This is a genomic window from Neorhizobium sp. NPDC001467 (genome assembly GCF_050275975.1).
GTDB lineage: Bacteria > Pseudomonadota > Alphaproteobacteria > Rhizobiales > Rhizobiaceae > Neorhizobium.
On record NZ_JBNNPS010000001.1, the window covers coordinates 175,808 to 188,829 of the forward strand.

Consider the following 13,022-nt stretch of genomic DNA (forward strand, 5'->3'; position numbering starts at 1 on the left):
CGGGAGAATTCCGCAGCCATTGGTCGATTCGACGCATGAGCCAACGGGAGGTGAACATGGATCGTCGTACATTTTTCAGGAAAGCGGCTGTAACGGGCACGGGTGCTGCCGCCGCAGGTCTTCTTGCGGCGCCTGCCATCGCGCAGGAAAATCCCAAGGTCAACTGGCGTCTGACATCGTCGTTTCCGAAATCGCTGGATACGATCTACGGCGGTGCCGATGATGTGGTGAAACACGTGGCCGAGGCCACCGACGGCAAATTCACCATCCAGCCGTTTGCGGCGGGCGAAATCGTGCCCGGCCTGCAGGCTCTCGATGCCGTGACCAACGGCACCGTGGAAATGGCCCATACCTGCGCCTACTATTTCGTCGGCAAGGACCCGACCTTTGCGATCGGCAGCGCCATCCCCTTCGGTCTCAATGCACGTCTCACCAATGCCTGGTTCTATCAGGGCAATGGCAACACGCTGATGAACGAATTTTTCGCCAAGCATAACGTTTACGGCCTGCTGGCGGGCAATACCGGCGCGCAGATGGGCGGCTGGTTCCGCAAGGAAATCAATACGGTGGACGATTTCAAGGGCGTGAAGATGCGCATTGCCGGCTTGGCCGGCCAGGTTCTCGAAAAGCTCGGCGCGGTGCCGCAGCAGATCGCCGGCGGCGACATCTACCCTGCGCTGGAAAAAGGCACGATCGACGCCGCGGAATGGATCGGCCCCTATGACGATCACAAGCTCGGTTTCTACAAGGTTGCCAAATACTACTATTACCCGGCCTTCTGGGAAGGCGGTCTGGCGATCCATTCGCTGGTCAATCTGGAAAAATGGAAGAGCCTGCCGAAAGCCTACCAAGCAGCGCTGACCGATGCCTGCGCCTTCGCCAATACCAACATGATGGCGAAATACGATCTGAAAAACCCGACCGCGATCAAGCAGATCGCAGCGCAGGGAACGACTTTGCGGCCGTTCAGCCAGGAAGTGCTCGAAGCCTGCTACAACGCATCGCTCGAGGTCTACAAGGAAATCTCGGCGACAAATGCCGATTTCAAGAAGATCTACGAGGATCAGGTGGCCTATAAGAAGGAAGCCTATCTCTGGCTGCAACTGTCGGAATACACGTTCGACACGTTCATGATGATCCAGCAGCGCAGCGGCAAACTCTGATCGGATATTGCCGCCGACGTGGTCATGCCCCGGCCGCAAGGTTCGGGGCATTTTTTACGACCTGCAATGCAAGTTATGCGTGTTGTCGGTTGCGTTTTGAACGCCCTGCAATACGGTGTGGATGTTGGAGAGCAGAAGCAGAACGCTCCGAGGCCAGCCGGAGCATCGGTGAAGACGGGCTTCACCGACTTAGGCATAAGCCTTGCTCTCGAACCGGAGGTAGTGCCGATGTGGTTACCACTAAGCATTACACTGCATTTTAGGAAGACCCGGACAGGCTGGTCGGTCTCGTTCCGGATCAACTTCCTCATTAGCTAGTAAATGAGGGCAGAGCTCCAACTCTGCCCTCACTCCGTCAATATACCCTCCGATGTCGTTGCCGACAATAGCAACCCTTACGGGTTTATTTTCGGTGGCTCGCCCAGGTTCGGCATTCCTGGCAAGCCCGGGCCCGGCAATCCGCCGGGTTGCGCCGGTGCGCCATCCATCGGCGGCAGGCCGAAATTGGGCATCTGGTTGCCGCCGCCGTTGCCGAAGCCGGGCACCTCGATCTTGATCGTGTCGAGATCCACTTCCGGCGCCTTGTCGATCCAGTAGGTGACCGATTCCGGCCAGAAGATCACCACGGCCACCAGGATCAGCTGCATCCCGAGCCATGGGATGGCGCCGAGATAGATATCCTTGGTCCTTACAGATTTCGGCGCGATCGAGCGCAGGTAGAACAGCGCGAAGCCGAAGGGCGGATGCATGAAGCTCGTCTGCATGTTGATGCAGATCAGAACGCCGAACCAGATCAGGTCGATGCCGAGCGCGTTGGCGACCGGCACCAGCATCGGAATGACGATGAAGGCGATCTCGAAGAAATCGAGGAAGAAGGCGAGAAAGAAGATGAAAATATTGACGAAGATCAGAAAGCCCAGCGCCCCGCCGGGGACGTGAGACAGCAGATGCTCGATCCACAGGCCGCCGTTCATGCCCTGGAAGACCAGGCTGAAACATGTGGCGCCGACGAGAATGAAGACCACCATGGAGGTGATCTGCATGGTCGTGTGCATGCCCTGGCGGGTCAGGTCCCAGGTCAGGCGGCCATGCAGGGCGGCAATCCCCATGGCGCCGACGACGCCAAGCGCGCCGGCTTCCGTCGGCGTGGCAAGGCCGAGAAAGATCGTGCCGAGCACGAGGAAGATCAGAACGATCGAGGGGATCATGCCCCAGAGCACGCGCATGATCAGCGCGGCATTCATCTCGCCGCGGGCCTCGGGGGGCAGGGCGGGGACATCCTTGGGCCGGAGGATGGAGAGCGCCAGAATGAACAGCAGGAAGATGGTGACCTGCAGGATCGAAGGGCCGATTGCCCCCAGATACATGTCGCCGACCGAACGACCGAGCTGGTCGGCCAGAACGATCAGCACCAGCGAGGGCGGGATGACCTGGGTGATCGTGCCGGAGGCGGCGATAACGCCGGTGGCAAGGCGCGGGTTATAGCCATATTTCAGCATGATCGGCAGCGAGATCACGCCCATGGTGATGACAGAGGCAGCGACCGTGCCGGTAATGGCGCCAAGAATGGCGCCGACCACGATGACCGCATAGGCAAGGCCGCCCGGAACGGCACCGAACAATTTGCCAGTGCCTTCCAGCAGGTCTTCCGCCAGCCCGCATCGCTCGAGGATCGCCCCCATGAAGGTGAAGAAAGGGATGGCCAGCAACAGGTCGTTGGAGACGATGCCGAACACGCGGAAGGGCAGGGCCTGCAGGAAGACCTGCTCGAAATGGCCGGTGAAAACCCCCAGCACGCCGAAGAACAGACCGACTGCCGCAAGTGAAAAGGCGACGGGAAAACCGTAGAGCATGAATATGATCATGCCGACGAACATGAGGGGCGGCATTACACCGTAAGCGAACATGGTCTCTCTCCCGGGATGCCTTATTGCAGCGGTTTTTCGTAGGTCGTGTCGACGGCGGCCAGCCCCATCAGCGCGGCAATGCGCTTGAACAGTTCCGACAGACCCTGAAGCACGAGCAGAGCGAAACCGGAAAAGATGATCAGCTTGACCGGCCAGCGGATCAGCCCGCCCGCATTGGAAGAGACTTCACCCTGAACCCATGACAGCCAGAAGAACGGAAAGCAGATCCAGGCGAGATAGGTGCAGGCCGGGATCAGGAAGACGACGAGGCCGATCACGTCGATCCACAGCCGCTTGCGTTCCGATACCGCGCCGTAGACGAGGTCGACGCGCACATGCTCGTTCAGGCGCAGCGTATGGGCCGCGCCCATAAGCACGATGAAGGCGAACATGTACCACTGGATTTCCAGCCAGCCGTTCGAACTGATGTTGAACGTATAGCGAATGAGCGCATTGCCGGCGCTGACGAGGCAGCACAGCAAAACCAGATAGCCCGAGAATTTCCCAAGAATTTCGCTCAGCCTGTCGACCAGGCTGCTGATCCGAAGCAGTATCGCCATTCGTCCCCCCGGATGGACTCCTCCTCCATCCTTTTCCTCTTCTGGCGATGTAACAAAACGATCATCAAATTGAAAGACGGTGCTTATGCAACTTTCGTTGCTGCGGCGGCAAGGACACACCGCAGAGGGCCAACGGGCGCATACGCCGCTCTTGACAGGAGTTCGCCTTGCATCGGACAAATGAATGATCGAACCGGGCACCGCAGCAACGACCGGTCGTCCGGCTTGTCTTGGAGGAGTGGGCATGGAACATCACGATAACGCACCGGTCGAAACCGGCGCGCCGATGGATTACCGCGAGCACGAAAAGACCTATGATTTCTTCCTCAACGGCACCAAATGGTCCGTGATGGTAATCGTCGTCCTGCTGCTGGCCATGGCCACGGGCTTCTTCACGAGCGCCGGCCTCATCGGCGCCGCGTTCGTCTTCATCGTTCTCAACGCCGCCGGCGTTTTCCTCCTGCGATAACGGCGACGGTCGCGCCAAACGAATTCGGCCCCGCCTGTGCGGGGCCGTGAAGCCTCATGCCAAAAATTGAACGTCGGCCGATCAGGCGCCGCCGCGGGTGCGCGCCAGGCCGTCCTTGGCCGGCTTGTAGTTCGGGTCGAGACGAGCAGCATGCGAATAGGATTTCGCGGCGCGCGCCTTGTCGCCCCGACGCTCGTAGACCAGCGCCTGGTTGGCCCAGGATTCCGCAAGCTTGTCGTCAAGCTCGATCGCGTGATTGAAATCCGCAAAGGCGTTTTCGTCGTCGTTGAGCGCCACGTAGGAAACGCCGCGGCCGTTATATGGTTCGGCTGATGTCGACGACATCGAGATCGCCTTGGAGAAATCCTCGATCGCCTGGGCGTGCTGGCCACGGCTTTGCAGAATGAGGCCACGGCCATGATAGGCGCGACCGTCCGTCGTCTCGAGCTGGATGGCGCGGGAGAAGTCGTTGAAGGCTTCATTGGAACGGCCGGCCTGGCGATAGATATTGCCGCGGCCGATATAGGCGGCATCGTAACTCGGATTGATCTGCAGGGCGGCGTTGTAATCGTTGGCGGCTTCCACCGGCTTGCCCATGTTGCGATAGACCAGCGCGCGATTGGCATAGGCCTGGTAGAATTGCGGGTTCAGCTGCAGGGCACGGTTGAAATCGTCAAGCGCGCGGCGGAAATCGCCGGCGCGGCCGTACGCGGAGCCGCGGACGTTATAGCCCTCGGGGTCCTGCGGGTTGGCATTGATGACCGATGTCAGGGACGCGATGTTCTGCTCCGAGCCCTGGGCGCGATCGACGCGGATCGTATCCATCGAGGTCACGCTCGACTGGCAGGCCGTCAAGGCGCTGGCAGCGAGAAGAAGGAGGGCAACGGGAGCGATGCCGCTGCGGCGACGGCCTTGGGAATGCGAAACACCATGCGAAATGGAATCAGCGGCAGTCATGGCAGCCATCAGGCGCTTGTCCTCATATAAGCAGGGATATCGGCCGGAGATCAGTCCCGGGATTATCCAGACGAAATCAAAAAGCGACGGCGTCCGTCAGGTCGCCGCCGCTCTTAAGCATGAGAAAACGTCGAAAAGACGACAGATCAGCGAGCCGGACGTGCCGGGCGCGGGGTCTGCGGCAGCAGGCCTTCGCGCTGCATGCGCTTGCGAGCCAGCTTGCGAACGCGACGAACAGCTTCAGCCTTTTCGCGAGCGCGCTTTTCAGAAGGCTTTTCGTAGCTTTCGCGCATCTTCATTTCGCGGAAAACGCCTTCGCGCTGCAGCTTCTTCTTGAGAGCGCGGAGAGCCTGATCAACGTTGTTGTCGCGGACTAGTACCTGCACGTGAAATCCCGATCCTTTGGTTCTGGTTGGTAGCCCGATCCCCTTGGATTCAAGGCCAAAACAATGCGTCCGCCCGGGGTAAGCCGTGCGATTGGTGGGTGCAGATAACAGAGAGACGGGGGAAAGTCCAGCGCGATAGCGCCGGGACCGGCAAAAATGCCCGGCAAAACCCGGTTAAAACCGCCGGCCGGTCCTCTATATCCGTCAGGAAGAGGGATTTTATCTCAGCCCGACGTGTGACGATCGTCGGCCAACAACGAATGGAGACCACAGATGCGCACCACTGTTTATTCCCGTTACGGCGATCCGGCCGAGGTCCTGGCGATTCAGGAGGCACCGGTTCCGCAGCCGGGCCCTGGCGAGGTGCGTATTCGCATGGTGATGGCATCGATCCACAATCATGACCTGCTGACGATCCGGGGCGAATATGGGACGAAGCCGGATCTGCCGGCTGTGGCCGGCACCGAAGCGACCGGCATTGTCGATGCGCTGGGCGATGGCGTCAGTCACCTCAAGATCGGCCAGCGGGTGGCGGCATCGGGCAAGGGAACGTGGTCGGACCACTATCTCGCCCAGGCATCCTCTGTCGTTCCGCTGCCGGACCAGATCCCCGACAGCGCCGCGGCGCAGCTGGTCTCGATGCCGCTCAGCGCCCTGGTCCTTCTGGATTTCATTGGTGTGGAAAAGGGCGACTGGATCATCCAGAACGCCGCCAATGGCGCCGTTGGGACAGCGCTTGCGATGTTTGCTCGCCGTCGGGGCGTCAACGTCGTCAATCTGGTGCGTCGCGACGAAGCCGTGAAGGAGATGGCCGAACTCGGTATCGAAAACGTGGTTTCCACCGCGCAGGAAGACTGGCGCGAGGCGGTCGCGAAGCTCGCCGGTGGTGCGCCGATCCGCGCCGGCGTCGATGGGGTTGGCGGTCCGGCCTCCGGCGATCTGTTGTCCACGCTCGGTGAAGGTGGGCAGGTGGTCTCCTTCGGCTTGATGTCGGGCAAGCCGATGCAGCTTTCGGCAAGCGACATGGTGTTCAAGCAGGCCGTGGTCAAAGGTTTCTGGCTGGCCAAGATCGCCCCGCAGATCGCCCCCGACAGGATGAAGGCGATGATCGGCGAAATCGTCGAGGCGGTTGCGGCCGGCAACGTGTCACTGTCCGTTTCGGAGGTCTTCGATCTTGCCGATGTCGCAAAGGCAGCTGCGGCCGCCGGCGGCTCGGGGCGCAAGGGCAAGGTCCTGCTGCGCGGCTGACGGGCGTCGATTTTTGCGTCTGTGCCAGTCGCTATAAGTATCTCTGGGTGTAATCCGCCGAAATATAACTAGCGATTGCATTTTAATGAACCCTCGTGCAGATTGAAACTGCGCGGGGGCGCCTCCCGAACTGCATGCGTTTTCAATTGTGCTTGAAACGGATCCGGCAATGCCGGTGGAGGGGCGAACTATGTTGGAGATACTTGTCGCGATGTCTTTGGCTGTCGGATTGGTGGGATGCAACTCCGCCAATAGCGAGGTATCGCATGTTGAATTCGGTCACAGCAAAGGCATAGTGACGACGGGAAATATCCGCCTCGTCACCGAGCGCGTGAGGCGTGGCCATCCGATCGTGTGTACCGAGCCAAGTCCCGACTACCTTATTGCTTTCGGCAATAAATCCGGACTGAAGCAGAGTACGCCGACGGCGGCGGGCGCGCGCAGCCTCGAAGTCAACATCGACAAGACGGAAACGGGGTCGGAGGGGGAAGGCCGTGAGGCGGGCGTGCTGGCGCTTCGTGATGGTCTTTATACCGCCTGTCAGAATTACGCCAACGGCGTCATCGGGCAGGATGCCTATTCCATCATCCTCAGCCAATACGGAAATCTGCTGGTTGCCCTCGTCGGCAAGGATGCAGCGGCAGCCAATATCGAAGTCTCCGGTCCGCAGGCGGCGCTGTCCGCGATGACGGTCGGCTGCATAAGCAGCTATGACACGACCCGCTCTGCCCACCAGTCCAATCTGCTGCTGACACGGACATTCTGCTCGCAATTGTTGAAAGACGTCGCAACACGCGGGCTTGCGTCCAAACCCCGAACGGCTGCCGCAGGGGGAGCGGCCAAGAAAGCTCAAGTCGTCAAACCTGCTCCGGTTGTCGCCCAGGCGAGCGGATCGAACGTCACCACAACAACGACAACCAATACGGTTGTGAAGTGAGCGAAAGCCGGCTGGCGTTTCCGCGCTCGTGGAAGCTTTCGCATCGCTTGTCGAAACAATCCTCTCCCGCGTCGCAATGTGGCCATTGCGACGCTTATTGATTTGCGATGGCTATGGTTCTACCCATTCGGGGCAGTCCCGGGTCCCGCCAAGGAAGAGAGGCCAGATGCGCAGATATTCGGTTTTCGCCATTGCCCGCGAGGCAATGCGGGCCCACAAGGGCTGGGAGCAGCAATGGACCTCCCCGGAGCCGCGTTCCGCCTACGATGTCGTTATCGTCGGTGCCGGCGGCCATGGACTGGGTGCCGCCTATTACCTCGCCAAGGAACATGGCATCACCAATATCGCGGTGATCGAAAAGGGCTGGCTCGGCGGCGGCAATACCGGCCGCAATACCACCATCATCCGCTCCAACTATCTCTATGAAGAGAGCATGGACATCTACGAGCATTCCCTGAAACTGTGGGAAGGTCTCAGCCAGGATCTCAACTACAATACCATGTATTCGCCGCGCGGCGTAATGATGCTGTCGCACAACATCCACGACCGGCAGTCGTTCAAGCGGCATATCAACGCCAACCGGCTTTACGGCATCGACAACGAATGGCTGACGCCGGAACAGGCCAAGGCCTTCGTGCCGGTGCTCGATATTTCGCAGACGGCCCGTTACCCGATCAATGGCGCTGCCCTGCAACGACGCGGCGGCACCGCCCGTCACGATGCGGTCGCCTGGGGTTATGCCCGTGCCGCCGCCGATCGCGGCGTGCATATCATCCAGAATTGCGAAGTTACCGGCATCCGTCGCGGACCGGGCGGCGAAGTGCAGGGTGTCGAAACCTCCAGGGGCTTTATCGGCGCCAAGAAGATCGGGGTCTCCGCTGCGGGCCATTCCTCTGTGGTTATGGAGATGGCGGGTGTGCGCGTGCCTCTCCACAGCAACCCGTTGCAGGCGCTGGTGTCGGAACCGCTGAAACCGATCTTTCCCTGCGTGGTGATGTCCAACACCGTGCATGCCTATATCTCGCAGTCCGACAAGGGCGAGCTGGTGATCGGCGCCGGCACCGACCAGTACAATTCCTACAGCCAGACCGGTGGCTTGCAGATCATCACCCATACGCTGGATGCCATCTGCGAACTCTTCCCGATCTTCCGCCGCGTGAAGATGATGCGCCAATGGGGTGGCATTACCGACAATACGCCCGACCGCTCGCCGATCCAGGGCGTGACACCGGTTCCCGGCCTTTTCGTGAACTGTGGCTGGGGCACAGGCGGTTTCAAGGCAACGCCGGGTTCCGCCAACCTGTTCGCGCATCTGATCGCGCGTGGCGAACCGCATCGTCTGGCCACCGGCCTGACGCTCGACCGTTTCCGCACCGGACGTCTGATCGACGAAGCGGCCGCCGCCGCCGTCGCGCATTGACCATATAGGGGAAGACCAGATGCTTTTGATCCACTGCCCCTATTGCGAGGAAACCCGCTCCGAGCTGGAATTCCGCTGGGCCGGCGAGGCGCATATCGCCCGGCCGGAAAACATCGCCGCAATTTCGGACGAGGAATTTGCCGAATACTTTTTCCTGCGCAACAACGAGAAGGGCCTCACCTACGAACGGTGGCGGCATATCCATGGCTGCGGTCGCTTCTTCAACGCGGCGCGGGACACTGTGAGCGACCGGTTCCTGATGACCTACAAGGCCGGCCTTCCGAAACAACCGATCCCGGCTGCCGCAGAAGCTGAAGCGATCGCCGAGGAAAAGACCGTCGAGACGTGGGAAGCGACCGAAGGAGACGCACGATGAGCGCTTCCTCCAACAGCGGTGCATTCCGCATCAAGGGTGCCGGTCGCCTGACGCCCGCGCGCACCGCCCGTTTCACCTTCGACGGCAAGACCTATACGGCGCTCGAGGGCGATACGGTGGCCTCGGCGCTTCTGGCGCATGGCGTGCATCTTCTCGGCCGTTCGTTCAAGTATCATCGCCCGCGCGGCATCCTGTCTGCCGGACCGGAGGAGCCGAATGCGCTGCTCGACGTCTCGCGCGACGCCGCCCGCCGTCAGCCGAACGTGCGCGCCACCGTTCAGGAAGTTTTTGACGGCGCCAGGATCGCCTCGCAGAACCGCTGGCCGTCGCTGAAACACGATATCGGCGCCTTCAACGATCTTCTGTCGCCGTTTTTTGCCGCTGGTTTCTACTACAAGACCTTCATGTGGCCGAGGGAAGCCTGGCATAAGCTGTACGAGCCGATCATCCGTCGCGCCGCCGGTCTTGGCGAAGCGCCGAAGGAAGCCGATCCGGATCATTACGCCAGCCGCTACGCCCATTGCGACGTGCTGATCGCCGGTGCCGGCGTGGCCGGGCTGACGGCAGCGCTGTCTGCGGCTGCGACCGGCGCCAAGGTCATTCTGGTCGATGAACAGCCGGAAGTGGGCGGTGCGCTGCATTTCGACACATCGACCGCGATCAACGGGCAAAACGGCTATGACTGGGCGCAGGCCACGGCGCAAAAACTGAAGGCGATGCCCAACGTGACGGTGCTCAACCGCACCACCGTGTTCGGCTATTACAACCACAATTTCCTGGGCCTTGTGGAGCGCGTCACCGACCATATGGCGCTGCCGTCCCGCGATCTGCCGCGCGAACGGCTGTGGCAGGTGCGGGCGAAAAAGGTCATCCTCGCCACCGGCTCGATCGAACGCCATATGGTGTTTGCCAATAACGATCGTCCCGGCATCATGCTGGCTTCGGCGGCGCGGACCTTTCTCAACCATCACGGCGTGGCCGTCGGTCGCGCGGTCGCGGTCTATACCGCACATGACAGTGCCTACGAGGCCGCCTTCGATCTGAAGCGTGCCGGTGTTTCGGTGGTCGCCATCGTCGATATCCGCACGCAGCCCGGCGAGGCGGTGCTGGCGCAAGCCCGTTCGCTTGGGCTCGAGGTTCTTACCGGCCATTGCGTGCTCGACACGGCCGGCCGTCACCGCGTCTCCTCCATCACCGTTGCCCGCAACGGCGAGAAGAATAGCCGCAAAATGAAGGTCGATGCGCTGCTCGTCTCGGCGGGCTGGACTCCGTCCGTGCATCTGTTTTCGCAATCGCGCGGAAAGCTGCGATTCGATGCGGAGAATGACCGCTTTCTGCCGGATGTCTACGCGCAGGATTGCATTTCGGTCGGCGCCTGCAACGGCACCGACGACCTGTCGGCTCTGATCGGCGAGGCGCTTGCCGCCGGGGCCGAAATGGCCGGAGAGAAGGGGGCTGACAGCACCGATGCCATCGCCTTTGCCGGCTCCAATCTCTACGAATGGACCGGCGGCATGATCGGTGCCGCTGAAGGCGCGGGGCCCGATACGGTGGTGAAGGCCTTCGTGGATTTTCAGCATGACGTGACCGCCAAGGACATCCGCCTCGCGGTGCGCGAAGGCATGCATTCGATCGAGCATATCAAGCGCTTCACCACCAACGGCATGGCGTCGGATCAGGGCAAGCTTTCCAACATGCATGGCCTTGCCATCGCCTCGGAAATGCTCGGACGGCCAATCCCGCAGGTGGGGCTGACGACCTTCCGCGCCCCCTATACGCCGGTGACTTACGGCACGCTGGTGGGCCATTCGCGCGCAAACCTGTTCGATCCGGCCCGCAGGACGCCGATGCACGATCTTGAAGCGGCCGAAGGCGCAGCCTTCGAGGATGTCGGCAACTGGAAGCGGGCCTGGTATTTTCCAAGACGCGGCGAGGACATGGCAGCCGCCGTCAACCGCGAATGCAAAACGGTACGTGAGGTCGGCGGCGTGTTCGATGCCTCGACGCTGGGCAAGATCGAGGTGGTGGGCCCGGATGCGGCTCAATTCCTGAACCTCCTCTACACCAACGCATGGGACACACTCAGACCCGGCAAGTGCCGCTACGGCATCATGACCCGCGAGGACGGTTTCATTTATGACGACGGTGTTGTCGGGCGTCTGGCCGAGGATCGTTTCCATGTAACCACCACGACCGGCGGTGCGCCGCGCGTCTTGCAGCATATGGAAGACTATCTGCAGACGGAATTTCCGCATCTGAGAGTATGGCTGACCTCGACCACCGAGCAATGGGCGGTGATTGCCGTTCAGGGGCCGCAGGCGCGCGACATCATCGCCCCGTTTGTCGAAGGGCTCGACATTTCCAATGAGGCGTTCCCGCATATGTCGGTTGCCGAATGCACGGTCATGGGCGTGCCCGCACGTCTGTTCCGCGTCTCCTTCACGGGTGAAGTCGGTTTCGAAGTCAACGTGCCGGCGGATTTCGGTCCGGCGGTTTGGAAGGCGATATGGGAAAGGGCGCAGAGTTTGGGCGCCTGCCTTTACGGCACCGAGACCATGCACGTGCTTCGCGCCGAAAAGGGCTATCTTATCGTTGGCCAGGATACCGATGGCACGGTTACCCCGGACGATGCCGGTTATGGCTGGGCGGTTTCCAGGAAGAAGACAGATTTCGTCGGCATCCGGGGCCTGAAACGCCCCGACCTCGTGCGCGAGGGCCGCAAGCAACTGGTCGGCCTGCTGACGACGGATCCGAACGAGGTTCTGGAAGAAGGCGGCCAGATCGTCGCCGATCCGGACCAGCCGAAACCGATGACCATGCTGGGGCACGTCACCTCGTCCTACTGGTCGCAAAATTTCGGCCGCTCGATCGCCATGGCTCTTGTCGCCGGTGGTCGGGCCCGGATTGGTGAAACGCTTTACGTGCCGATGAGAGACAAGGTCATCGCCGTCGAAGTGACCGATGTCGTGTTCGTCGACAAGGAAGGAGGCCGCATCAATGGCTGATCTTGGTATTGAAGCCGCAACCAGAACCCTTCCACTGTCCGGCGTGCATGGCGGCTCGTCCGTCGTGCGGCTTGAACCGGCAGCACCGGCCGAGCGCATTTCGCTGCGTCTGGCGGCGGCCGATATTGTCGCCATGTCGGCGGCGCTCGGTGTGGATCTGCCGACCAAGCCGAAAACATCGACCTGCGCCGACGGCCGAACCGCCCTGTGGCTGGGGCCGGATGAATGGCTGGTGATCGCGGACGATATGGGCGAGATCGGCACTGGCCTCACCGCCTCCGCGGCCAAGGCGACGGTGCCGCATTCGGCAACCGATGTTTCCCACCGCAACACGGCGATCCTGGTGTCCGGGCCCGGTGCAGCGACCGCCATCAATACCGGTTGCCCGCAGGACCTGTCGCTGAATGCGTTTCCTGTCGGGGCCTGCTCGCGCACCATCTTTGGCAAGGTGGAGATCGTGCTGCTGCGGACGGCGGAAGATGCGTTCCGGGTGGAAGTGTGGCGGTCGTTTTCGGATTATGCCTTTGGGCTTCTCGCCGAAGGCGCGAGGGATGCGGCGTTCTGAGGGCGCCGCTAGCCGTTATTCGCCCTCCC

The 13,022-nt window shown here is 61.2% G+C and carries 12 protein-coding genes; 8 read left to right on the forward strand and 4 right to left on the reverse strand.

Features of this window, described 5'->3' with window-relative positions; translation table 11 throughout:
- Positions 1 to 56 precede the first annotated feature (56 nt).
- Complete coding sequence (locus ACQKKX_RS00900) at positions 57 to 1,163, forward strand: TRAP transporter substrate-binding protein (protein ID WP_427567924.1); 1,107 nt, start codon at positions 57 to 59, stop codon at positions 1,161 to 1,163.
- 395 nt (positions 1,164 to 1,558) lie between these two features.
- On the opposite strand, the gene ACQKKX_RS00905 is transcribed toward ACQKKX_RS00900, so the two are convergent.
- Both ACQKKX_RS00905 and ACQKKX_RS00910 read right to left on the reverse strand, forming a co-directional pair.
- On the reverse strand, positions 1,559 to 3,070 hold the full coding sequence (locus ACQKKX_RS00905) for a TRAP transporter large permease (RefSeq protein WP_427567926.1): 1,512 nt from the start codon (positions 3,068 to 3,070) through the stop codon (positions 1,559 to 1,561).
- Positions 3,071 to 3,090: 20 nt separating this feature from the next.
- The gene (locus tag ACQKKX_RS00910; RefSeq protein WP_427567928.1) at positions 3,091 to 3,630 is read right to left on the reverse strand and encodes a TRAP transporter small permease subunit; all 540 of its coding nucleotides are present in this window, start codon (positions 3,628 to 3,630) and stop codon (positions 3,091 to 3,093) included.
- A gap of 244 nt (positions 3,631 to 3,874) precedes the next feature.
- Here ACQKKX_RS00910 and ACQKKX_RS00915 point away from each other — a divergent pair, with 244 nt between their 5' ends.
- Positions 3,875 to 4,099, forward strand: coding sequence for an aa3-type cytochrome c oxidase subunit IV (locus ACQKKX_RS00915; RefSeq protein WP_427567930.1), 225 nt, complete (start codon positions 3,875 to 3,877; stop codon positions 4,097 to 4,099).
- 81 nt (positions 4,100 to 4,180) lie between these two features.
- Here ACQKKX_RS00915 and ACQKKX_RS00920 read toward each other — a convergent pair whose 3' ends face one another.
- Positions 4,181 to 5,056, reverse strand: a complete 876-nt coding sequence (locus ACQKKX_RS00920; protein ID WP_427569311.1) for a tetratricopeptide repeat protein — start codon at positions 5,054 to 5,056, stop codon at positions 4,181 to 4,183.
- 146 nt (positions 5,057 to 5,202) lie between these two features.
- Positions 5,203 to 5,442, reverse strand: a complete 240-nt coding sequence (gene rpsU / locus ACQKKX_RS00925; RefSeq protein WP_112728665.1) for a 30S ribosomal protein S21 — start codon at positions 5,440 to 5,442, stop codon at positions 5,203 to 5,205.
- Between the two features lie 273 nt (positions 5,443 to 5,715).
- On the opposite strand from rpsU, the gene ACQKKX_RS00930 reads away from it, so the two are divergent.
- The 6 genes from ACQKKX_RS00930 to ACQKKX_RS00955 all read left to right on the forward strand — a co-directional run bounded on the left by ACQKKX_RS00930 (position 5,716) and on the right by ACQKKX_RS00955 (position 12,993).
- Positions 5,716 to 6,690, forward strand: coding sequence for a zinc-binding dehydrogenase (locus ACQKKX_RS00930; RefSeq protein ID WP_427567932.1), 975 nt, complete (start codon positions 5,716 to 5,718; stop codon positions 6,688 to 6,690).
- Between the two features lie 190 nt (positions 6,691 to 6,880).
- The gene (locus tag ACQKKX_RS00935; RefSeq protein ID WP_427567934.1) at positions 6,881 to 7,627 is read left to right on the forward strand and encodes a hypothetical protein; all 747 of its coding nucleotides are present in this window, start codon (positions 6,881 to 6,883) and stop codon (positions 7,625 to 7,627) included.
- 166 nt (positions 7,628 to 7,793) lie between these two features.
- Positions 7,794 to 9,047 carry a sarcosine oxidase subunit beta family protein gene (locus ACQKKX_RS00940; RefSeq protein ID WP_427567936.1) on the forward strand — a complete coding sequence of 418 codons (1,254 nt, stop codon included), beginning with the start codon at positions 7,794 to 7,796 and terminating at the stop codon, positions 9,045 to 9,047.
- A gap of 19 nt (positions 9,048 to 9,066) precedes the next feature.
- Positions 9,067 to 9,423 (forward strand): sarcosine oxidase subunit delta, encoded by a 357-nt coding sequence (locus tag ACQKKX_RS00945; RefSeq protein WP_427567938.1) that lies wholly within the window; start codon positions 9,067 to 9,069, stop codon positions 9,421 to 9,423.
- Positions 9,420 to 12,428 (forward strand): sarcosine oxidase subunit alpha, encoded by a 3,009-nt coding sequence (locus ACQKKX_RS00950; RefSeq protein WP_427567940.1) that lies wholly within the window; start codon positions 9,420 to 9,422, stop codon positions 12,426 to 12,428. Before ACQKKX_RS00945 ends, ACQKKX_RS00950 begins: the two co-directional genes overlap by 4 nt.
- Positions 12,421 to 12,993, forward strand: a complete 573-nt coding sequence (locus ACQKKX_RS00955; protein ID WP_427567942.1) for a sarcosine oxidase subunit gamma — start codon at positions 12,421 to 12,423, stop codon at positions 12,991 to 12,993. Before ACQKKX_RS00950 ends, ACQKKX_RS00955 begins: the two co-directional genes overlap by 8 nt.
- Positions 12,994 to 13,022 lie beyond the last annotated feature (29 nt).